Genomic DNA, 22,819 nt, shown 5'->3' with positions numbered 1-22,819 from the left:
TTGATCGCCCGTTGAGTCGGGTGGAATGGTTGAAAACCTATCCAAGAGGAATTTGAAAATGGCAGAGATTACTGCAGCGTTGGTTAAAGAACTGCGCGAGCGTACCGGCGAAGGCATGATGGACTGCAAGAAAGCCTTGACCAAGGCTGGCGGCGACATCGAGAAAGCCATTGATGACATGCGCGCTTCGGGCGCCATCAAGGCTGCCAAGAAAGCAGGCAACATCGCTGCTGAAGGCGCCATCGCCATCAAGGACGACGGTAAAGCCGCCGTTCTGCTGGAAGTCAACTCGCAGACCGACTTCCTGGCTCTGCAGGACGATTTCAAGGCATTCGTTGCTGCCAGCGTCGAAAAAGCTTTCGCTGACAAGCTGACCGATGCAGCTCCGCTGATCGAAGCTCAAGAAGCCGATCGTCTGGTCCTGGTTGGCAAGACTGGCGAGAACGTCAACATCCGTCGTCTGGCTCGCGTTGAAGGTGACGTGGTCGGTACTTACCTGCACGGTAACAAGATCGGTGTTGCGGTTGTCCTGAAAGGCGGTTCCGTGGAACTGGCCAAGGACATCGCCATGCACGTGGCTGCAAGCAACCCTGAGTTCCTGCTGCCATCGCAAGTTTCCGCTGAAGCCATCGAGCGCGAAAAAGCCGTGTTCCTGCAGCTGAACGAAGACAAGATGAAAGGCAAGCCAGCCGAAATCGTTGAAAAAATGATCGGTGGCCGTATCAGCAAGTTCCTGGCCGAAGCCAGCCTGGTTGAGCAAGCTTTCGTCAAGGATCCAGAAGTCACCGTAGGTGCCCTGGCCAAGAAAGGCGGCGCAGAAATCGTTTCGTTCACCCGCTTCGCGGTAGGTGAAGGCATCGAGAAGAAAGAAGACAACTTCGCTGAAGAAGTTGCCGCGCAACTGGCTGCTGCCAAGCAACAGTAAGACGGTTTTTCAACTGTCGCCCGAAAGAGGCTGCCCGCTCACGCGCGCAGCCTCTTTTCAAATGGGGTAACCAATTTATTGGGTTGCCCTTCGGAACCGGTTTACAAAGTCGTGTTCTGATGGCGCTGTGACAGCGTCAAGCTAGAGTGAACGCAGGCTGCAAACAGCTTGCAGAGAATTTTTAAAATACGCCGCAGGAGAGATTCGCAATGGCTCAGCAGGGCAGTGGTTATCAAGCTCGCTATAAACGCATTCTACTCAAGCTTAGCGGCGAGGCCCTGATGGGCTCGGAAGAGTTCGGGATCGACCCTAAGGTGCTCGATCGCATGGCGCTGGAAGTCGGCCAGCTGGTGGGCATCGGTGTTCAGGTTGGCCTGGTCATCGGTGGTGGCAACCTGTTCCGTGGCGCGGCGCTCAGCGCGGCAGGCATGGATCGGGTAACAGGCGACCACATGGGCATGCTGGCCACTGTGATGAACGGCCTGGCCATGCGCGACGCGCTGGAACGTGCGAATATCTCGGCGATCGTCATGTCGGCCATTTCCATGGTGGGTGTGACCGATCACTATGACCGTCGCAAGGCGATGCGCCATCTGAACTCCAAGGAAGTGGTGATCTTCGCTGCCGGTACCGGCAACCCGTTCTTCACGACCGACTCCGCAGCATGCTTGCGGGCGATCGAGATCGATGCCGACGTAGTGCTCAAGGCAACCAAGGTTGACGGTGTGTACACCGCAGACCCATTCAAAGACCCGCATGCCGAGAAGTTCGATCATCTGACCTACGATGAAGTGCTGGATCGCAAGCTGGGTGTCATGGATCTGACGGCGATCTGCCTGTGCCGCGACCACAAGATGCCATTGCGCGTATTCAACATGAACAAGCCCGGCGCCCTGCTGAACATCGTGCATGGCGGCGCTGAAGGAACCCTGATCGAGGAAGGCGAACAATGATCAACGAAATCAAGAAAGACGCTCAAGAGCGCATGAAGAAGTCCCTGGAGTCGCTGGCTCACGCGTTTGGCCAGATCCGCACCGGCAAGGCGCACCCGAGCATCCTGGGTAGCGTGATGGTGCCTTACTATGGCACTGACACCCCATTGAGCGGTGTGGCCAACGTTACTGTGAAAGACTCTCAGACCCTGCAGGTAGTGCCATTCGAGCGCAACATGCTTGGGGCAATCGACAAGGCCATCGGCAGTGCTGGCCTGAACCTCAATCCGACCAATCTTGGTGAGCTGCTGCTGATCAAAATGGCGCCGCTGACTGAAGAAACCCGCAAAGGCTTCACCAAGCAGGCGCGTGCTGCTGCTGAAGATGCCCGTGTTGCCGTGCGCAATATTCGTCGCGATGCCTTGGGCGATCTGAAGAAGCTGTCCAAGGACAAGGAAATCAGTGAAGACGAAGAGCGTCGCGCCGGTGCTGAGATCGACAAGCTGATCAAAGAGTTCGAGGCTCAGATTGCTAAGGCAACTGACGAAAAAGAAAAGGACCTGATGGCCGTATAAGGGTCGGGCTTTAAATGGACAAGACCAAGCAGAGTGCGCCGTCCTCGGTGCCGCGCCATGTCGCGATCATCATGGATGGCAACAATCGCTGGGCAAAAAAACGCTTTATGCCCGGCGTCGCCGGGCACAAGGCGGGTGTCGATGCTGTTCGCGCGGTGATCGAGGTGTGCGCCGAGGCCAAGGTCGAGGTGCTGACCCTGTTTGCCTTCTCCAGTGAGAACTGGCAGCGGCCGGCCGATGAAGTCAGCGCCTTGATGGATCTGTTCTTCAAGGCATTGCGCCGCGAGGCCAAACGCCTCAATGAAAACAACATCAGCCTGCGCATCATTGGCGATCGTTCGCGTTTCCATCCTGAGTTGCAGGCTGCAATGCGCGAGGCGGAGGCGATGACTGCGGGTAGTGACCGCTTCATTCTGCAGATCGCTGCCAACTATGGCGGTCAGTGGGATATCGCCCAGGCCGCTCAGCGCCTGGCGCGGGAAGTTCAGGCGGGGCACCTGCGTCCTGAGGACATTACCCCTGAGTTGTTGCAAACCTGCCTGGCGACTGGCGACCTGCCATTGCCGGACCTGTGCATTCGTACGGGGGGCGAACACCGCATCAGCAATTTCCTGCTCTGGCAGCTGGCTTATGCCGAGCTGTACTTCTCCGACCTGTTCTGGCCGGACTTCAAACACGATGCCATGCGCGCTGCGCTGGCCGATTACGCTTCTCGCCAGCGCCGCTTCGGTAAAACGAGCGAGCAGGTCGAAGCTGGAGCCCGGGTTTAATGCTCAAACAACGAATCATTACTGCGCTGATCCTGCTGCCGATCGCCTTGTGCGGTTTTTTCTTGCTCGAAGGTTCTGCCTTCGCCCTGTTTATTGGGCTGGTGGTGACCCTCGGGGCTTGGGAGTGGGCGCGCCTGGCGGGTTTCGAGGCTCAGTCGACCCGTATTGCCTATGCAGTAGTGGTCGCTGCGCTGTTGTTCCTGATGCAGCTGTTGCCAGGTATCGCGCCTTGGGTGCTGGGGGCTGCGGTGCTCTGGTGGGGGCTGGCGACTTTCCTGGTGCTCACCTATCCGCGTACCCGTGAGCATTGGGCTGGTGCCGCGGCCAAGCTGGTGATCGGTCTGCTGATTCTGCTGCCGGCCTGGCAAGGCCTGGTCTTCATCAAGCAGCAGCCTTTGGGCAACTGGTTGATCATGGCGGTGATGGTGCTGGTCTGGGGCGCTGATATCGGTGCCTACTTCTCCGGCAAGGCGTTCGGCAAGCGCAAGCTGGCGCCGCAGGTCAGCCCGGGCAAGAGCTGGGAGGGGGTGTACGGCGGCCTGCTGCTGAGCCTGGTGATCACTGCGGTGGTCGGTCTGGTTGCGGACTGGTCCGTCGGGCAGATCATTCTAGGCTTGCTCGGAGCGGCTATCGTGGTGTTCATCTCGGTGGTCGGCGACCTGACCGAAAGCATGTTCAAGCGCCAGGCCGGGATCAAGGACAGCAGTAATCTGCTGCCTGGGCATGGCGGCGTGCTTGATCGTATCGACAGCCTGACCGCGGCCATTCCGGTATTCGCCGTGCTGTTGTGGATGGCTGCATTGTGAGTGGCCCACAGCAGATTACGGTTCTCGGAGCCACCGGCTCTATCGGCCTCAGTACGCTGGATGTCATTGCCCGTCATCCCGAGCGTTATCAGGTCTTCGCCTTGAGCGGTTTCAGTCGTCTGGCTGAGTTGCTGGCGCTGTGCATCCGTCACGCTCCCCGTTTTGCCGTCGTCCCGCATATCGCTGCCGCGCGCAGCTTGCAGGAGGACTTGCGCAATGCCGGTTCGCGCACCCGTGTACTGGTGGGCGAAGAGGGGTTGTGTGAGGTGGCGTCCGACCCTGAAGTCGATGCGGTCATGGCGGCTATCGTCGGTGCTGCGGGCTTGCGTCCGACCCTGGCTGCCGTCGAGGCCGGCAAGAAAATTCTCCTGGCCAATAAAGAAGCACTGGTCATGTCCGGCGCGCTGTTTATGCAGGCGGTGGGCAAGAGCGGTTCGGTATTGCTGCCTATCGACAGTGAACACAACGCCATCTTCCAGTGCATGCCCGCGGACTTTTCCCGTGGGTTGAGCAATGTTGGAGTGCGGCGTATTTTGCTGACCGCATCCGGTGGCCCGTTCCGCCAAACTCCGCTGGCCGAACTGGAGCAGGTAACGCCCGAGCAGGCGTGTGCCCACCCCAACTGGTCCATGGGGCGCAAGATTTCCGTCGATTCGGCCAGCATGATGAACAAAGGCCTCGAGTTGATCGAGGCGTGCTGGTTGTTTGATGCCAAGCCTGCCCAGGTCGAGGTGGTGATTCATCCACAAAGCGTGATTCATTCGCTGGTCGACTACGTGGACGGTTCGGTGCTGGCCCAGTTGGGCAACCCGGATATGCGCACGCCGATCGCCAATGCCCTGGCTTGGCCGGAGCGGATCGACTCCGGCGTGCCGCCTCTGGATCTGTTCGCCGTGGCACGCCTGGATTTCCAGGCGCCTGATGAACAGCGGTTCCCTTGCTTGCGTTTGGCGCGCCAGGCCGCGGAAGCTGGCAACAGCGCTCCGGCCATGTTGAACGCAGCCAACGAGGTGGCTGTTGCCGCGTTTCTCGAACGGCGCATCCGCTACCCCGAGATCGCGAGTATCATCGAAGAAGTTTTAAGCCTCGAGCCGGTTGTTGCAGTCGATGAACTGAGCGCCGTGTTCGCGGCGGACGCCAAAGCCCGTGCCCTGGCTGAGCAGTGGCTGGGTCGCAAGGGCCGGTAAGGATTGCGACAAGCCTGAGCGTATCGGCACTGGATAGGATTGCGGAGAAAGTAGATGAGCGCGCTCTATATGATTGTCGGCACCCTGATCGCCCTGGGTGTGCTGGTCACCTTCCATGAATTCGGTCACTTCTGGGTGGCGCGTCGTTGCGGCGTCAAGGTTCTGCGTTTCTCCGTGGGCTTCGGCATGCCGCTGCTGCGTTGGCATGACCGGCAGGGTACCGAGTTCGTGATTGCCGCCATCCCGCTGGGCGGCTACGTGAAGATGCTCGACGAGCGCGAAGGTGAAGTGCCTGTCGATCAGCTTGATCAGTCGTTCAATCGCAAGTCGGTGCGCCAGCGTATCGCCATCGTTGCCGCCGGTCCTGTCGCCAACTTCCTGCTGGCGCTGGTGTTCTTCTGGGGGCTGGCGATGCTCGGTAGCGAGCAGGTGCGTCCGGTCATCGGCAGTGTCGAGGCTGGAAGCATTGCCGCCAAGGCCGGCCTGAGTTCCGGCCAGGAAATTGTTGCAATCGATGGCGAACCCACCTTGGGGTGGTCGGCGGTCAACTTGCAGCTGGTTCGGCGTCTGGGCGAAAGCGGCACCTTGCAGTTGTTGGTTCGCGAGCAGGGTTCGACTGCCGATTCGCCCCGCGAGCTGGTGCTCGACAATTGGCTCAAGGGGACCGATGAGCCGGATCCTATTCGTTCCCTGGGGATTCGCCCCTGGCGTCCGGAGCTCGCCCCCGTTCTGGCCGAGCTCGACCCGAAAGGCCCGGCCCAGGCAGCTGGCCTGAAAACCGGCGATCGTTTGCTGGCGCTGGATGGTCAGCCACTGACCGATTGGCAACAGGTCGTCGACTGGGTGCGTGTACGTCCTGATACCAAAATTGTGCTGCGCGTCGAGCGTGATGGTGCTCAAATCGACGTTCCGGTGACCTTGGCCGCGCGCGGTAAAGAGAAAGTTGCCAGTGGTTATCTGGGGGCTGGGGTGAAGGCAGTCGATTGGCCGCCGGAAATGCTTCGCGAGGTCAGTTATGGCCCGCTGGCTGCGATTGGCGAAGGTGCCCGGCGTACTTGGACCATGAGCGTGCTGACCCTCGACTCACTGAAGAAAATGTTGTTCGGCGAGCTCTCGGTAAAAAACTTGAGTGGACCGATAACCATTGCTAAAGTGGCGGGCGCTTCTGCCCAGTCGGGCGTTGCTGATTTCTTGAATTTCCTTGCTTATCTGAGTATTAGCCTAGGGGTTCTGAACTTGCTGCCCATTCCTGTACTGGATGGGGGGCATCTGTTGTTTTATCTGATCGAGTGGGCGCGTGGTCGTCCCTTGTCGGATCGGGTGCAAGGTTGGGGGATACAGATCGGTATCAGCTTGGTGGTCGGGGTGATGTTGCTTGCCCTGGTCAACGATCTGGGTCGTCTGTAACGCTTCGCTGAATTGCGAATCTGCCGCATTTTGCGGCAGTTTCTTTATTGCCAGTTGGAATAAGAAAGGACTTCATGAAACGTCTGCTGCTAACTGCGGTTCTCTCCGTATTGATGATCGCCGAAGTTCACGCCGAGTCCTTCACTATCTCCGATATCCGCGTCAACGGCCTCCAGCGGGTCTCCGCGGGTAGCGTCTTTGGGGCCTTGCCGCTGAACGTCGGTGAGCAGGCGGACGATCGTCGTCTGGTGGAATCCACTCGTGCGCTGTTCAAAACCGGCTTCTTTCAAGATATCCAGCTGGGCCGCGATGGCAATGTCCTGGTCATCACGGTAGTCGAGCGTCCATCCGTCGCCAGTATCGAAATCGAAGGCAACAAGGCGATTTCCACTGAAGACCTGATGAAAGGCCTCAAGCAATCCGGTCTCGCGGAAGGCGAAATCTTCCAGCGTGCGACCCTTGAGGGTGTTCGTAACGAACTGCAGCGCCAGTATGTCGCCCAGGGCCGCTACTCGGCCACCGTCGATACCGAAGTGGTGCCGCAGCCGCGCAACCGTGTGGCGTTGAAGGTCAACATCAACGAAGGCACTGTAGCCGCCATCCAGCACATCAACGTCGTGGGCAACACCGTATTCCCGGACGAAGACCTGGTCGAACTGTTCGAACTCAAAACCACCAACTGGCTGTCGTTCTTCAAGAACGACGACAAGTATGCGCGTGAAAAACTCTCCGGTGACCTGGAGCGCCTGCGTTCCTATTACCTGGACCGTGGCTATATCAACATGGATATCGCTTCGACCCAGGTTTCGATCACCCCGGACAAGAAGCATGTCTACATCACTGTGAACGTCAACGAAGGCGAGAAGTACAGCGTTCGTGACGTGAAGCTCAGCGGTGACCTGAAAGTGCCTGAAGACCAGGTCAAGTCGCTGCTGCTGGTCGAGAAGGGCCAGGTGTTCTCGCGCAAATTGATGACCACCACTTCCGAGCTGATCACCCGCCGCCTGGGCAACGAGGGTTATACCTTCGCCAACGTCAACGGTGTTCCGCAGCCTCATGACGAAGATCACACGGTCGATATCACGTTCGTGGTCGATCCGGGCAAGCGTGCCTATGTGAACCGCATCAACTTCCGCGGCAACACCAAGTCCGAGGACGAAGTGCTGCGTCGCGAAATGCGTCAGATGGAAGGTGGCTGGGCTTCGACTTACCTGATCGACCAGTCCAAGACCCGTCTGGAGCGTCTGGGCTTCTTCAAGGAAGTCAACGTCGAAACCCCGGCCGTGCCAGGTGTCGACGACCAGGTAGACGTCAACTACGCAGTAGAAGAGCAGGCTTCCGGTTCGATCACCGCCAGCGTCGGTTTCGCCCAGAGCGCCGGTCTGATCCTCGGTGGTTCGATCACCCAGAACAACTTCCTGGGTACCGGTAACAAGGTCAGCATCGGCCTGACTCGCAGCGAATACCAGAGCCGTTACAACTTCGGTTATGTCGACCCCTACTGGACCGCCGATGGTGTGAGCCTGGGTTATAACGCGTTCTATCGCACCACTGACTACGACGACCTCGATGTCGACGTGGCGAGCTATGCGGTAGACAGCCTGGGTGCCGGCGTCAGCGTTGGCTACCCGATCAGCGAGACTTCGCGTCTGACCTTCGGCCTGACCGCGCAGCAAGACAAGATCAAGACCGGTCGCTATACCGTCGACGAAATCTTCGACTTCGTGAACCGCGAAGGTGACAACTACCTGAACTTCAAGGCTTCGGCAGGCTGGTCCGAGTCGACCCTGAACAAAGGTGTCCTGGCGACCCGTGGTCATTCCCAGAGCCTGGTGCTGGAAGCCACCACCCCAGGTAGCGACCTGTCGTTCTTCAAGCTCGACTACCGCGGCCAGTTGTTCCAGCCGCTGACCGACACCTACACCATGCGCCTGCACACCGAGCTGGGTTATGGCGACGGTTATGGTTCGACCGACGGCTTGCCGTTCTATGAAAACTACTATGCTGGTGGTTTCAACTCGGTTCGTGGTTTCAAGGACAGCACCTTGGGTCCTCGCAGTACTCCGAGTCGTGGTGTGGGTGCGACAGGCAACGCCGGTACCTCGCTTGACCCGGACCAGGATGCCCTGCCATTCGGTGGCAACGTGCTGATCCAGGGTGGTGTCGAGGTGTTGTTCCCGATGCCGTTCGTCAAGGATCAGCGTTCGCTGCGGACTTCCGTGTTCTGGGATGTGGGTAACGTATTCGACTCCAAGTGCGAGAAGACCACCAACACCAACGGCACGCCGTCCAATACACAGTGTAATGACATCAGCCTGAGCAATCTGGCCAGTTCCGTGGGTGTCGGCGTGACATGGGTAACCGCTCTGGGCCCGCTGAGCTTTGCTCTGGCGATGCCGATCAAGAAACCTGACGACGCTGAAACCCAGGTGTTCCAATTCTCCCTCGGTCAGACTTTCTAAGAGTCCGACCCAAGATAACGACAATGGATTTTGTAGGAGTGCATCGTGCGTAAGTTGACTCAATTGGTTCTCCTGGCGACTGTCCTGGTAGCAGGCCCGGCCTTTGCCGACATGAAAATCGCCGTGCTGAACTATCAGATGGCACTGCTGGAATCCGATGCTGCGAAGAAATACGCAGTGGACGCCGAGAAGAAGTTCGGCCCGCAGTTGAACAAGCTGAAAACCCTGGAAAGCAGTGCCAAGGGTATTCAGGATCGTCTGGTTGCCGGTGGCGACAAGATGCAGCAAGGCGAGCGTGAGCGTCTGGAGCTCGAATTCAAGCAGAAAGCCCGTGACTTCCAGTTCCAGTCCAAGGAACTGAACGAAGCCAAGGCCGTTGCCGATCGTGAAATGCTCAAGCAACTGAAGCCGAAGCTCGACAGCGCCGTGGAAGAAGTCATCAAGAAAGGTGGTTTTGACCTGGTGTTCGAGCGTGGCGCAGTGATTGATGTCAAACCTCAGTACGACATCACTCGCCAGGTTATCGAGCGCATGAATCAGCTGAAGTAACCCATGACAGCGACTATAAAGCTCGGCCAGCTGGCCGAGTTCCTCGGAGCCATCCTGCGTGGCTCCGCAGAGAAAGAAATCACTGGGCTAGCCACCTTGCAGGAGGCTGGCCCAGCTCAGTTGAGCTTTTTGGCAAATCCCCAATACCGTAAGTATCTGGCTGACAGTCAGGCAGGCGCCGTGCTGCTGAAGGCGGCGGATGCCGAAGGTTATGCCGGTGATGCCCTGGTCGTGGCCGATCCCTACCTGTCGTACGCGCGGATTTCCCACCTGTTCGATCCCAAGCCCAAGGCGCCGGCCGGCATTCATCCGACTGCGGTCATTGCCGAGGATGCTGTAGTCGACGCAGCGGCCAGCGTTGGCGCGTTTGCGGTCGTCGAGAGCGGCGCGCAAATTGCTGCGGGCGTCACGATCGGTGCTCATTGTTTTATCGGTGCTCGTTGCCAGATCGGCGAGGGCGGCTGGCTGGCTCCACGCGTGACGCTTTATCACGATGTGCGTATCGGCAAGCGTGTGGTCATTCAGTCTGGTGCGGTACTGGGCGGCGAAGGTTTCGGTTTCGCCAACGAGAAGGGCATCTGGCAGAAGATCGCGCAGATTGGCGGAGTCACCATTGGCGACGATGTCGAGATTGGCGTGAATACCGCTATCGATCGCGGTGCGCTGGCCGATACCGTCATTGGTAATGGCGTGAAGCTGGATAACCAGATTCAGATTGCCCACAACGTCCAGGTCGGTGATCACACCGCCATGGCAGCCTGTGTCGGTATTTCCGGCAGCACCCGGATCGGTAAGCACTGCATGCTCGCCGGCGGTGTCGGGCTGGTTGGCCACATCGATATTTGCGACAACGTTTTCCTGACCGGGATGACCATGGTGACCCACTCGATTACCGAGCCGGGTGCCTACTCTTCCGGTACAGCCATGCAGCCTGCTGCCGAGTGGCGCAAAAGCGCGGCACGCATCCGTCAGCTCGATGATCTCGCGCGACGCCTGCGGCAACTGGAAAAGCGCGTTGGGGAAGTGACCCCCGACGGTAAAGCTTCATCAGATGGCTGATACCATTTCCATATCAAGTGTGCACAGCCGTTAGACTGCCTCCTTGATTTGCTAGAGGAGTGTGCGTTAGTCGCACGCTCCCAATCTTTACTACAGGCTTCCCCCCGAAATGATGGACATCAACGAGATTCGCGAATACCTGCCTCACCGTTACCCGTTCCTGTTGGTGGACCGGGTAGTGGACCTGGATGTTGAGGGCAAGTGCATTCGTGCCTACAAGAATGTCAGCATCAACGAACCTTTCTTCAATGGTCACTTCCCCGCGCATCCAATCATGCCGGGCGTGCTGATCATCGAAGCCATGGCTCAGGCTGCGGGCATTCTTGGTTTCAAGATGCTGGACGTGAAGCCGGCCGATGGCACCCTCTATTACTTCGTCGGTTCCGACAAGCTGCGCTTCCGCCAGCCGGTGCTGCCGGGTGACCAGTTGATCCTGGAAGCCAAGTTCATCAGCTGCAAGCGCCAGATCTGGAAATTCGAATGCCAGGCTTCGGTCGACGGCAAGCCAGTCTGCTCCGCTGAAATCATCTGTGCGGAACGCAAACTATGAGTTTGATTGACCCTCGCGCAATCATCGATCCGACGGCCATTCTGGCCGACGACGTTGAGGTTGGCCCGTGGTCGATCGTTGGCGCCGGTGTGGAAATCGGCGAGGGTACGGTGATCGGGCCTCATGTAGTTCTCAAAGGCCCGACCCGGATCGGTAAGCACAATCGTATCTACCAGTTCTCCTCGGTAGGCGAAGACACTCCCGATCTGAAGTACAAAGGCGAGGAAACCCGCCTGGTGATTGGTGACCACAACGTCATTCGTGAAGGCGTGACCATTCATCGCGGCACTGTCCAGGATCGTTCCGAGACCACCCTCGGCGATCACAACCTGGTCATGGCGTACGCCCATATCGGTCACGACAGCGTGATCGGCAACCATTGCATTCTGGTCAACAATACGGCGTTGGCTGGCCATGTGCATGTGGACGACTGGGCGATCCTGTCCGGTTTCACCCTGGTTCACCAATACTGCCATATCGGCGCCCACAGCTTTTCCGGCATGGGTACGGCGATCGGCAAGGATGTTCCGGCCTTTGTCACAGTGTTCGGCAACCCGGCAGAAGCACGCAGCATGAACTTCGAGGGCATGCGTCGTCGTGGTTTCAGCGAAGACGCGATTCACGCCCTGCGTCGAGCCTATAAAGTGGTGTATCGCCAGGGCTTGACTGTCGATCAGGCGCTCGTCGAGTTGGCAGAAGCTGCTGCACAATTTCCCGAAGTCGCGGTATTTCGTGACTCGATCCAGTCTTCGACTCGCGGCATCACCCGTTAATCATGAGCAAACTGCGTATTGCGCTGGTGGCTGGCGAAGCTTCCGGCGACATTCTTGGCGCCGGTTTGATGCGCGCGCTCAAGGCCCAGCATCCTGCCGTTGAATTCATCGGTGTCGGTGGCCCGCTGATGCAGGCCGAAGGGCTGACCTCTTACTTCCCGATGGAGCGCCTGGCGGTCATGGGGCTGGTGGAAGTCCTGGGGCGCTTGCGCGAACTGCTGGCCCGGCGCAAGAAGCTGGTTCAGACCCTGATCGCCGAGAAGCCGGACGTGTTTATCGGCATCGATGCCCCCGACTTCAACCTCAACATCGAACTCCAGTTGCGTCAGGCCGGCATCAAGACCGTGCACTACGTCAGCCCCTCGGTCTGGGCCTGGCGGCAAAAACGCGTGCTGAAGATCCGCGAAGGTTGCGACCTGATGCTGACGCTGTTCCCGTTCGAAGCCAGATTCTATGAAGAGAAGGGCGTGCCGGTGCGGTTCGTCGGGCACTCCCTGGCTGACGCCATTCCGCTGGAGGCTGACCGGGCTGCGGCTCGCGCTGAACTGGGCTTGCCCGAGGGCCCGCTGGTGGCCCTGATGCCGGGCAGTCGTGGCGGCGAAGTCGGGCGCCTGGGAGCCTTGTTCCTCGACGCGGCACAGCGCCTGCGCGCCTTGCGTCCTGGGGTGCGTTTCGTCATGCCTTGCGCGAGCCCCGAGCGACGCACGCAGTTGGAAGAGCTGCTGGCCGGTCGCGACCTGCCGCTGACCCTGCTCAACGGCCAGTCGCATCAGGCGCTGGCGGCTTGCAACGCGGTATTGATCGCTTCTGGCACCGCGACCCTTGAGGCGCTGCTGTACAAGCGCCCGATGGTCGTTGCCTATCGCCTGGCGCCGCTGACCTTCTGGATTCTCAAGCGTATGGTCAAGAGCCCTTATATTTCCCTGCCGAACCTGCTGGCCCAGCGCCTGCTGGTTCCCGAGCTGCTGCAGGACGACGCCACTGCAGAGGCCCTGGCCCAGACCCTGTCGCCCTTGATCGAAGACGGCCAGGAGCAGACCCGCGGGTTTGACGAGATCCATCGTACCCTGCGCCGAGATGCCTCCAACCAGGCGGCTGAAGCGGTGTTGAACCTGATTGGCAAACCGGCATGAGTAACGAAAAGATGCAGATGGGACTGGATTTCTCGCTGGTGGCCGATGCCGAAGACCTGGTGGCTGGTGTCGACGAAGTAGGGCGCGGCCCCTTGTGCGGCGCAGTGGTCACGGCTGCAGTCATCCTCGATCCGAGTCGGCCGATTCTCGGCCTGAACGACTCGAAGAAGCTCACCGAGGCCCGTCGCGAAAAGCTCTACGACGAGATTTGTGAGAAAGCCTTGAGCTGGTGCATTGCCCGCGCCGAAGTCGAGGAAATCGACGAGTTGAATATCCTGCATGCCACCATGCTGGCCATGCAGCGCGCGGTAGAAGGGCTGAGTGTGACCCCGAAACTGGCGATGATCGACGGTAACCGTTGCCCGAAACTGTCGATGCCTGCTGAAGCCGTGGTCCAGGGTGATAGCAAGGTGCCTGCGATCGCCGCGGCGTCGATTCTGGCCAAGGTCAGCCGGGATCGCGAGATGGCGGCGTTCGAGCTGATCTACCCCGGTTATGGCATCGGCGGACACAAGGGCTATCCGACGCCCGTTCATCTGGAGGCGCTGGCCCGCCTGGGGCCGACGCCGATTCACCGGCGCTCGTTCGCGCCGGTACGCCAAGCCTACGAAGCCCGTGAGAACGTGGGCGAGATTCAGTCCTGAGGCTGATGTTTTAGCGAAGGCCCGGTACAATCCGGCTGTTTTAGAGGGTGAAGAGCGAAGGTAAGACAAGGCGAACGGTGGCGATAAAGCGCAGTTGACGTTAGTCAATGAGCATTTTGAGCCGCTGTTCAACGCAGTATTACCGAGCTCGACCCCTTTAAATCGCCGGATTTCCGGGCCTTGTTGTTTTCGCGCTTTCTTACAGGATCACTATGCCGGCTTCATTCGTTCATCTACGCCTGCACACTGAATATTCCCTGGTTGACGGTCTGGTGCGGATCAAACCGCTGGTCAAGACGTTGGCCGGCATGGGCATGCCCGCCGTGGCGGTTACCGACCAGAACAACATGTGTTCCCTGGTCAAGTTCTACAAGGCGGCCATGGGCACCGGGATCAAGCCGATCTGTGGCGCCGACTTGTGGCTGTCGAACAAGGATCCCGAGAATCCACTGAGCCGCATCAGCCTGCTGGTGATGAATGCCGTGGGCTATCGCAACCTGACCGAGCTGATTTCCCGCGGCTTCATCGATGGCCAGCGTAATGGCCAGATCATCATCGAGCGCGAGTGGGTGGCCGAGGCCGCCGAGGGCCTGATCATGCTCTCGGCCGCGAAAGAGGGCGAGATCGGTATCGCCTTGCTCTCTGGCGATCTGCAAGAAGCGCAAACCCTGGCGCGCGAGTGGATGGCGGTGTTCCCGGATCGTTTCTATCTGGAAGTGCAGCGTACCAACCGTCCCAACGACGAAGAGCAGTTGCACGCAGCTGTGGCCCTGGCGGACAAGATCGGCGCGCCGCTGGTGGCGACCAACGATGTGCGGTTCATCAAGCGCGAAGACTTCGAGGCCCATGAAACCCGGGTCTGCATCGGTGAAGGCCGTGCCCTCGACGACCCGCGCCGTTCGAAGAACTACAGCGACCAGCAGTACCTGAAAAGCGCCGAGGAAATGGCCGAATTGTTCAGCGACCTGCCCGAGGCCCTGGAAAACACGGTCGAGATCGCCAAGCGCTGCAATATCGAAGTGAAGCTGGGCAAGCACTTCTTGCCTGACTATCCGATTCCCGATGGCATGACCATCGATGAGTATTTCCGCAAGGTGTCGTTCGACGGGCTGGAAGAGCGCCTCAGCGTGCTGCTGCCCAAGGACACCACCGAAGACTATGAAGCCAAGCGCCAGGTGTATGTCGACCGGCTGAATTTCGAGCTGGATATCATCATCCAGATGGGGTTCCCCGGTTACTTCCTGATCGTTATGGACTTTATCCAGTGGGCCAAGAGCAACGGTGTGCCGGTGGGGCCAGGCCGGGGGTCGGGTGCCGGCTCCCTGGTGGCCTACGTGCAGAAGATCACCGACCTCGACCCGCTGGCCTACGACCTGCTGTTCGAACGTTTCCTCAACCCGGAACGGGTTTCCATGCCCGACTTCGACGTCGACTTCTGCATGGACGGTCGTGACCGGGTCATCGACTACGTGGCTGAGAAATATGGCCGTAACGCGGTAAGCCAGATCATCACCTTCGGTTCCATGGCCGCGAAGGCTGTGGTACGGGACGTGGCGCGGGTGCAGGGCAAGTCTTACGGCCTGGCTGACCGTTTGTCGAAGATGATTCCCTTCGAAGTCGGCATGACCCTGGAAAAAGCCTACGAGCAGGAAGAAATCCTGCGTGACTTCATCAAGGTCGATGAAGAAGCGGCGGAAATCTGGGAAATGGCGCGCAAGCTCGAGGGCGTGGTGCGTAACGTCGGCAAGCACGCCGGTGGTGTGGTTATTGCGCCGACCAAGCTGACCGACTTCTCGCCGATCTACTGCGACGAAGCCGGTGATGGCCTGGTAACCCAGTTCGACAAGGACGACGTCGAGGCCGCCGGCCTGGTGAAGTTCGACTTCCTCGGCCTGCGGACCCTGACCATCATCAAATGGGCGATGGAGACCATCAACCGCGAGCAGGTCAAAAAGAACCTGCCCGATGTCAACATCGACTTCATCCCGCTGGACGACAAGAAGACTTACGAGCTGTTGCAGAAGGCCGAGACCACCGCGGTGTTCCAGCTTGAATCCCGAGGCATGAAAGAGCTGATCAAAAAGCTCAAGCCCGACTGTCTGGAAGACCTGATCGCACTGGTAGCGCTGTTCCGTCCTGGTCCGTTGCAATCGGGCATGGTGGACGACTTCATCAACCGTAAGCACGGTCGCGCCGAACTGGCCTATCCGCATCCGGACTACCAGTACGAGGGCCTGCGGCCGGTACTGGCGCCGACCTACGGCATCATCCTGTATCAGGAACAGGTGATGCAGATTGCCCAGGTGATGGCGGGCTACACCCTTGGCGGGGCCGACATGCTGCGTCGTGCCATGGGTAAGAAAAAACCCGAGGAGATGGCCAAGCAACGCGGTGGCTTCATCGAAGGTTGCGCCAACAACAATATTGATGCCGACCTGGCGGGCAACATCTTCGACCTGGTGGAAAAGTTCGCCGGCTACGGTTTCAACAAGTCCCACTCGGCCGCCTACGGCCTGGTGTCTTACCAGACTGCATGGCTCAAGACGCATCACCCGGCGCCTTTCATGGCCGCGGTACTGTCCGCGGATATGCACAACACCGACAAGGTGGTGGTGCTGATCGAAGAAGTGCGCAGCATGAAGCTGCGCCTCGATGCTCCGGATGTGAACAGTTCCGACTTCAAGTTCACCGTTAATAACGACGGCCGCATCGTCTATGGCCTGGGAGCGATCAAGGGCGTGGGCGAGGGGCCGGTGGAGGCGATCGTCGAGGCCCGTGCCGAAGGTGGCCCATTCAAGGACCTGTTCGACTTCTGCAGCCGGGTCGACCTCAAGCGCATCAACAAGCGTACCCTCGATGCGTTGATCCGCAGTGGTGCCCTGGACCGCCTGGGACCCTACTTCCACGACGAAATCAAGGCCTACCAGGCCAACATCGACCGCAACCGCGCGGTGCTGTTGTCGGCCCTGGAGGAAGCGGTCAAGGCGGCCGAGCAGACCGCGCGTACCGCCGACAGTGGTCACGCCGACCTGTTCGGCGGGGTCTTCGTCGAAGAAGATGCGGACGTCTACGCCAATCATCGCAAGGCCAAGGAACTGACCCTCAAGGAGCGCCTGAAAGGGGAGAAAGATACCCTCGGCTTGTACCTGACCGGGCACCCGATCGACGAATACGAAGGTGAGATCCGCCGTTTCGCCCGCCAGCGCATCGTCGACCTGAAGCCCGCGCGCGATACCCAGACCGTCGCGGGCATGATCATTGCCCTGCGGGTCATGAAGAACAAGAAGGGCGACAAGATGGGGTTCATTACCCTTGACGATCGTTCGGGGCGGATCGAGGCTTCGTTGTTCGCCGAAGCCTTCCATTCGGCCCAGTCCCTGCTGCAGACCGACGCGATGGTGGTGGTCGAGGGCGAGGTCAGCAACGACGACTTCTCCGGCGGCCTGCGCCTGCGGGTCAAGCGGGTGATGAGCATGGAAGATGCGCGCACCAATTTGGCGGAAAGCCTGCGCCTGAAGGTGCACACCGAAGCCCTCAAGGGCGATCAGCTACGCTGGCTGGGGGAGTTGTGCAAACGCCATCGCGGCGCTTGCCCGATCTCCATGGAGTACACCAAGGAGGACGCCAAGGCCTTGCTGCAGTTCGGCGAAGCCTGGCGGATCGATCCGGCGGATGCCTTGATTCAAGCCCTGCGTGACCAGTTCGGGCGAGACAACGTCTTCCTCCAATACCGTTGACGGTCTGGCGCCATAAAAGTGCGCCGATCTCGACCCGAATTTTTAATCTCGACCTGAACGCGCCTCTCCCTTAAGGTAGGGCGCGAATAGACAACCGGCCGGCCCAAGCTCTCTTGGACGTCGACCCAAGACGGACGCCTATGAACCCGAATTTTCTTGATTTCGAACAGCCGATCGCCGACCTGCAAGCCAAGATCGAAGAGTTGCGCTTGGTCGGTAATGACAATTCGCTGAATATCGGCGATGAGATCTCCCGCCTGCAAGACAAGAGCAGCACCCTGACCGAGGACATCTTCGGCAAGCTGACCAGCTGGCAGATCGCACGCCTGGCGCGTCATCCGCGTCGTCCGTACACCCTGGACTATATCGAGCACATCTTCACCGAGTTTGACGAACTGCATGGCGATCGCCACTTCTCCGACGACGCTGCGATCGTCGGCGGCGTTGCTCGCCTGGACGACCAGCCGGTCATGATCATCGGTCACCAGAAAGGCCGTGAAGTGCGCGAGAAGGTCCGCCGCAACTTCGGTATGCCGCGTCCTGAAGGCTATCGCAAGGCCTGCCGTCTGATGGAAATGGCCGAGCGCTTCAAGATGCCGATCCTGACCTTTATCGACACCCCGGGCGCCTACCCGGGCATCGACGCCGAAGAGCGCAACCAGAGCGAGGCCATTGCCTGGAACCTGCGGGTCATGGCGCGCCTGAAAACCCCGATCATCGCCACTGTGATCGGTGAAGGTGGTTCTGGCGGTGCGCTGGCCATTGGTGTCTGCGATCAGCTGAATATGCTGCAGTACTCCACTTACGCGGTAATTTCGCCGGAAGGCTGCGCCTCGATCCTGTGGAAAACCGCCGAGAAAGCGCCGGATGCCGCCGAAGCCATGGGCATCACCGCCGAGCGCCTGAAAGGCCTGGGCATTGTCGACAAGGTCATTGGCGAGCCACTGGGTGGCGCGCACCGTGACCCGGCCGCTGCTGCCGCGCTGATCCGCGCCGAGCTGACTTCCCAGCTGGCGATGCTCAAGAAGATGGATAACGACACACTGCTGGCGCGTCGTTACGATCGCCTGATGAGCTACGGTCTCTGATAGATCGACGCTCCTTGTAGGGGCGGGCTTGCTCGCGAAATGGGCGCCTCGGCCATTCAGGTCGAGGCTTTTCAGGCATTGCGAGCACGCTCGGTCTCTACTCAGGATCCGCTCCATTCATGAGCCCATTCGATACAGCCCTCACGCAAAAACTGCTGCAACGCCTCCTGCCCTGGCTGGATCGATCGGCCTGGCGCATCGCATTCTCTGGTGGCCTCGATTCCACCGTCCTGCTGCACCTGCTGGCCCAACTCAGGCAGCGACACAGTCTTCCCCCTTTGACCGCCATACACGTGCATCACGGCCTCCAGGTTGCGGCTGACGCCTGGCCGGAGCATTGCCGGGCCCAGTGCGAGGCTTTGGCTGTGCCGTTGCAGGTAGTGGCGGTGCAGGTGCAACCAGGAGCCAGTCTCGAGCGCGCGGCGCGGGAAGCGCGTTATGCCGTGTTCGAAGGGATAACCGGCAGCAATGAGTTGCTGCTGACGGCCCAGCACCGCGACGATCAGGCGGAAACCCTGTTGTTCCGACTGCTGCGTGGGGCCGGAGTCAGGGGGCTGTCGGCCATGCCGGCGTCGCGTGCGTTGGGGCAGGGGCATTTGCTGCGGCCTTTGCTCGACGTCTCCCGCGACGAACTGGAGCGCTACGCTCGGGATCACCAGTTGCACTGGATCGACGACCCCTCCAACCAGGACCGGCAGTTTTCCCGCAATTACCTGCGCCATCAGGTATTCCCGTTGCTGACCGCCCGCTGGCCACAAGCTGCCAGCAGCATGGCGCGCAGCGCGGCGCATTTGCGCGAGGCGCGGGAGTTGCTGGATGAGCTAGCCATTATCGATCTGCAAGAGGCGGTCAAGGGCGTTGAGTTCGAGTGGCTGGGGTTGCCGTCCCTGGCGCTGGCGCCTTTGCTCGGCTTGTCTCAGGCGCGTCAACGCAATGCCCTGAGTCACTGGTTGAGCCGGTTCACGACGTTGCCGGACAGCGACCACTGGGCGGGCTGGCAAGCGCTGCGCGATGCCGCGGGCGACAGTCGTCCGGTGTGGCGGCTGGGGCAGGGCGAGGTGCAGCGGGCGGCAGGGCGCGTCTGGTGGTTGTCGGATAGCTGGCTGCACCCCGTACTGTCTGCACCGAGTTGGGTCGATACCGCTGCGCCTCTGCCGTTGCCGGGTAATGGTCTACTGCAACTCATCGGTGGCGCGCCGCAAGGACCTTTGCAAGTGCGTTACCGTCAGGGGGGCGAGGCGATGCAACTGCCAGGACGTGGCCACCGCGACCTCAAGCGTCTGCTCAACGAGGCAGGTCTGCCAGCCTTCGTCCGTGGCAGATTGCCGCTGCTGTATCGAGGCGAAGAATTGCTCGCGGTGGCGAACCTGCCAGGTCTTGACGCAAATGCCCATGAAGGTTGGCAATTGCATTGGCAGCCGCCTTCGAGCGATCAAGGTTTGAGCTGAAAGTCCCTTTCCGGTAGACTACGCTCCCTTCTTGATACAACTTCTGTGGATTCGCCTGAATTGCAGGAGTTGCCGATTACCAAGCAGTCTTTGCTGGGCGATTCCAAAAAATGTGTAGCGAGCAACGTACCGGTGTTTTCTCTTCCGGTCTGTCCCAACGCGGCGGTTTTTTTGAAAGGTGCACTGTGATTAATGCAGGTGATCGGGGGCTTCGGCCTTCCTTCGCTTTCCCCGGCGGCTCGGACCGCTTTAACGCAGACTTCTAGGGTTTTTCATGACGCGCTACATATTCGTCACGGGCGGTGTTGTTTCTTCATTGGGGAAAGGCATTGCCTCGGCTTCATTGGCGGCCATCCTGGAGGCGCGGGGACTTAAGGTCACCATGCTCAAGCTGGACCCGTACATCAACGTCGACCCGGGCACCATGAGCCCGTTCCAGCACGGTGAAGTGTTCGTCACCCACGACGGCGCCGAGACTGACCTGGACCTGGGCCACTACGAGCGGTTCATCCGCACGACCATGACCCAGAACAACAACTTCACCACCGGTCGCGTCTACGAGCACGTGCTGCGCAAAGAGCGCCGTGGTGACTACCTGGGCGCCACCATCCAGGTGATTCCGCACATCACCGACGAGATCAAGCGCCGCATCATCAAGGGCGCCGGCGATGCCGACGTGGCCCTGGTAGAAATCGGCGGCACCGTGGGCGACATCGAGTCGCAACCGTTCCTCGAGGCCATCCGCCAGCTGCGTGTCGAAGTCGGTTCCAAGCGCGCGATGCTGATGCACCTGACCCTGGTTCCGTACATCGCCACCGCTGGCGAGACCAAGACCAAGCCAACCCAGCACTCGGTGAAAGAGCTGCGTTCGATCGGCCTGCAGCCTGACGTGCTGATCTGCCGCTCCGACCATCCGGTGGATGTGTCCTCGCGTCGCAAGATCGCGCTGTTCACCAACGTTGAAGAGCGCGCGGTGATCTCCCTGGAAGACGTCGACACCATCTACAAGATCCCGGCCGTGCTGCACGCCCAGGGTCTGGACGATTTCGTCGTCGAGCGTTTCGGCCTGCAATGCAACGGTGCCGATCTGTCCGAGTGGGAAAAGGTGGTCGACGCCAAGCTCAACCCCGAGCACGAAGTCACCATCGCCATGGTCGGCAAGTACATGGAGCTGCTGGACGCCTACAAGTCGCTGATCGAAGCGATGAGTCACGCCGGCATCACCAACCGCACCAAGGTCAACCTGCGTTATATCGATTCCGAAGACATCGAGAATCAGGGTACCGCGCTGCTTGAAGGCGTCGATGCGATCCTGGTTCCAGGCGGCTTCGGTCTGCGTGGCGTGGAAGGCAAGATCACCGCCGTCCAATACGCTCGCGAAAACAAAGTGCCGTACCTGGGTATCTGCCTGGGCATGCAAGTGGCCGTGATCGAGTTCGCTCGTAACGTCATGGGCTGGAAAGACGCCAACTCTACCGAGTTCGATCGCGCCAGCGGTCACCCGGTCGTCGGCCTGATCACCGAGTGGGCTGATGCCACCGGTGCCGTCGAAACCCGTACCGAAGCCTCCGACCTGGGCGGCACCATGCGTCTCGGCGCTCAGGAATGCCTGCTCGAAGCTGGCTCCAAGGTGCACGATTGCTACGCCAAGGACGTGATCGTCGAGCGTCACCGTCATCGCTACGAAGTGAACAACAACCTGCTGCCGCAGCTGATCGACGCCGGTCTGAAGATTTCCGGTCGTTCCGGCGATGGCGCGCTGGTTGAAGTGGTCGAGGCGCAGGATCATCCATGGTTCGTCGCCTGCCAGTTCCACCCTGAGTTCACCTCGACCCCACGTGACGGCCATCCGCTGTTCAGTGGCTTCGTCAAGGCGGCTTTGGCTCAACACCAGAAGAAGGCGTAACCCCGATGGCACAGAAGATCATCCGCGTCGGCGACATCGAGATTGCCAACGACAAGCCCATGGTGCTGTTCGGCGGCATGAACGTGCTGGAAAGCCGTGACATGGCCATGCAGGTCTGCGAAGAGTACGTGAAGGTCACCGAAAAGCTCGGTATCCCTTACGTGTTCAAGGCCAGTTTCGACAAGGCCAACCGGTCTTCTGTGACCTCTTATCGTGGTCCTGGCCTGGAAGAGGGCATGCGCATCTTCCAGGACATCAAGCAAGCCTTCGGCGTGCCGATCATCACCGACGTCCACGAGCCGCACCAGGCCGCGGTCGTCGCCGAGGTCTGCGACATCATTCAACTGCCGGCCTTCCTGTCGCGCCAGACCGACCTGGTGGTCGCGATGGCCAAGACCGGTGCGGTGATCAACATCAAGAAAGCCCAGTTCCTCGCGCCCCAGGAAATGAAACACATCCTGAGCAAATGCGAGGAAGCGGGTAACGATCAGTTGATCCTCTGCGAGCGTGGTTCGAGCTTCGGTTACAACAACCTGGTGGTGGACATGCTCGGCTTCGGCATCATGAAGCAGTTCGAATACCCGGTGTTCTTCGATGTGACCCACGCCCTGCAAATGCCCGGCGGTCGCGCCGATTCGGCTGGCGGTCGCCGTGCCCAGGTCACCGACCTGGCCAAGGCCGGCATGAGTCAGTCCCTGGCCGGCCTGTTCCTGGAAGCCCACCCGGACCCGGACAACGCCAAATGCGACGGTCCATGCGCCCTGCGCCTGGACAAGCTCGAACCTTTCCTGGCCCAGCTCAAGGCCCTGGACGAACTGGTTAAGAGTTTTCCGACGGTAGAGACCGCGTAAAACCGATTTCTCCGGTA

Annotated in this window: 19 protein-coding genes; all 19 read left to right on the top strand. The window is 59.8% G+C overall.

Translation table 11 applies throughout. The features are described from left to right. Positions 1-58 precede the first annotated feature (58 nt). The 19 genes from tsf (at position 59) to kdsA (ending at position 22,802) form a co-directional block, all read left to right on the top strand. Entirely contained in the window at positions 59-925 is an 867-nt protein-coding gene (gene tsf / locus AC07Y9_RS14355; RefSeq protein ID WP_007924077.1) for a translation elongation factor Ts, read from the top strand. Between the two features lie 209 nt (positions 926-1,134). Further along, complete coding sequence (gene pyrH, locus AC07Y9_RS14350) at positions 1,135-1,878, top strand: UMP kinase (protein ID WP_007924076.1); 744 nt, start codon at positions 1,135-1,137, stop codon at positions 1,876-1,878. Further along, on the top strand, positions 1,875-2,432 hold the full coding sequence (frr, locus tag AC07Y9_RS14345) for a ribosome recycling factor (protein ID WP_007924074.1): 558 nt from the start codon (positions 1,875-1,877) through the stop codon (positions 2,430-2,432). Before pyrH ends, frr begins: the two co-directional genes overlap by 4 nt. Positions 2,433-2,446: 14 nt before the next feature. Continuing rightward, positions 2,447-3,202 carry a polyprenyl diphosphate synthase gene (gene uppS, locus AC07Y9_RS14340; RefSeq protein WP_007924072.1) on the top strand — a complete coding sequence of 252 codons (756 nt, stop codon included), beginning with the start codon at positions 2,447-2,449 and terminating at the stop codon, positions 3,200-3,202. After that, positions 3,202-4,008, top strand: a complete 807-nt coding sequence (locus AC07Y9_RS14335; protein ID WP_007924070.1) for a phosphatidate cytidylyltransferase — start codon at positions 3,202-3,204, stop codon at positions 4,006-4,008. Before uppS ends, AC07Y9_RS14335 begins: the two co-directional genes overlap by 1 nt. Continuing rightward, positions 4,005-5,195, top strand: coding sequence for a 1-deoxy-D-xylulose-5-phosphate reductoisomerase (gene ispC / locus AC07Y9_RS14330; protein WP_102680049.1), 1,191 nt, complete (start codon positions 4,005-4,007; stop codon positions 5,193-5,195). Before AC07Y9_RS14335 ends, ispC begins: the two co-directional genes overlap by 4 nt. Before the next feature lie 54 nt (positions 5,196-5,249). Continuing rightward, on the top strand, positions 5,250-6,602 hold the full coding sequence (gene rseP / locus AC07Y9_RS14325; RefSeq protein ID WP_007924067.1) for a sigma E protease regulator RseP: 1,353 nt from the start codon (positions 5,250-5,252) through the stop codon (positions 6,600-6,602). Positions 6,603-6,676: 74 nt separating this feature from the next. Further along, positions 6,677-9,064, top strand: a complete 2,388-nt coding sequence (gene bamA, locus AC07Y9_RS14320) for an outer membrane protein assembly factor BamA (RefSeq protein WP_053259798.1) — start codon at positions 6,677-6,679, stop codon at positions 9,062-9,064. Positions 9,065-9,109: 45 nt separating this feature from the next. Next, the gene (locus tag AC07Y9_RS14315; RefSeq protein ID WP_007924063.1) at positions 9,110-9,613 is read left to right on the top strand and encodes an OmpH/Skp family outer membrane protein; all 504 of its coding nucleotides are present in this window, start codon (positions 9,110-9,112) and stop codon (positions 9,611-9,613) included. A gap of 3 nt (positions 9,614-9,616) precedes the next feature. Then, positions 9,617-10,672 carry a UDP-3-O-(3-hydroxymyristoyl)glucosamine N-acyltransferase gene (gene lpxD, locus AC07Y9_RS14310; RefSeq protein ID WP_087091381.1) on the top strand — a complete coding sequence of 352 codons (1,056 nt, stop codon included), beginning with the start codon at positions 9,617-9,619 and terminating at the stop codon, positions 10,670-10,672. A gap of 109 nt (positions 10,673-10,781) precedes the next feature. Next, positions 10,782-11,222, top strand: coding sequence for a 3-hydroxyacyl-ACP dehydratase FabZ (fabZ, locus tag AC07Y9_RS14305; protein ID WP_007924058.1), 441 nt, complete (start codon positions 10,782-10,784; stop codon positions 11,220-11,222). Beyond that, positions 11,219-11,995: an acyl-ACP--UDP-N-acetylglucosamine O-acyltransferase gene (gene lpxA, locus AC07Y9_RS14300; protein ID WP_007924057.1), complete on the top strand. Its 777-nt coding sequence runs from the start codon at positions 11,219-11,221 to the stop codon at positions 11,993-11,995. The genes fabZ and lpxA overlap by 4 nt, the downstream gene beginning before the upstream one ends. A 2-nt stretch (positions 11,996-11,997) precedes the next feature. Beyond that, positions 11,998-13,128, top strand: a complete 1,131-nt coding sequence (gene lpxB / locus AC07Y9_RS14295; protein ID WP_102680048.1) for a lipid-A-disaccharide synthase — start codon at positions 11,998-12,000, stop codon at positions 13,126-13,128. 11 nt (positions 13,129-13,139) lie between these two features. Beyond that, complete coding sequence (gene rnhB, locus AC07Y9_RS14290) at positions 13,140-13,772, top strand: ribonuclease HII (protein ID WP_007924054.1); 633 nt, start codon at positions 13,140-13,142, stop codon at positions 13,770-13,772. Positions 13,773-13,984: 212 nt separating this feature from the next. Beyond that, on the top strand, positions 13,985-17,509 hold the full coding sequence (dnaE, locus tag AC07Y9_RS14285) for a DNA polymerase III subunit alpha (RefSeq protein WP_101336966.1): 3,525 nt from the start codon (positions 13,985-13,987) through the stop codon (positions 17,507-17,509). A gap of 140 nt (positions 17,510-17,649) precedes the next feature. Then, positions 17,650-18,597: an acetyl-CoA carboxylase carboxyltransferase subunit alpha gene (locus tag AC07Y9_RS14280; protein WP_053277647.1), complete on the top strand. Its 948-nt coding sequence runs from the start codon at positions 17,650-17,652 to the stop codon at positions 18,595-18,597. Between the two features lie 119 nt (positions 18,598-18,716). Further along, the gene (gene tilS, locus AC07Y9_RS14275) at positions 18,717-20,045 is read left to right on the top strand and encodes a tRNA lysidine(34) synthetase TilS (RefSeq protein ID WP_102680047.1); all 1,329 of its coding nucleotides are present in this window, start codon (positions 18,717-18,719) and stop codon (positions 20,043-20,045) included. 274 nt (positions 20,046-20,319) lie between these two features. Then, positions 20,320-21,951: a CTP synthase gene (gene pyrG / locus AC07Y9_RS14270; protein ID WP_007924045.1), complete on the top strand. Its 1,632-nt coding sequence runs from the start codon at positions 20,320-20,322 to the stop codon at positions 21,949-21,951. Between the two features lie 5 nt (positions 21,952-21,956). Beyond that, entirely contained in the window at positions 21,957-22,802 is an 846-nt protein-coding gene (gene kdsA / locus AC07Y9_RS14265) for a 3-deoxy-8-phosphooctulonate synthase (RefSeq protein WP_007924043.1), read from the top strand. Positions 22,803-22,819 lie beyond the last annotated feature (17 nt).

The organism is Pseudomonas sp. GW456-L12, assembly GCF_059424045.1.
This window is presented reverse-complemented; position numbering and strand designations above follow the sequence as displayed.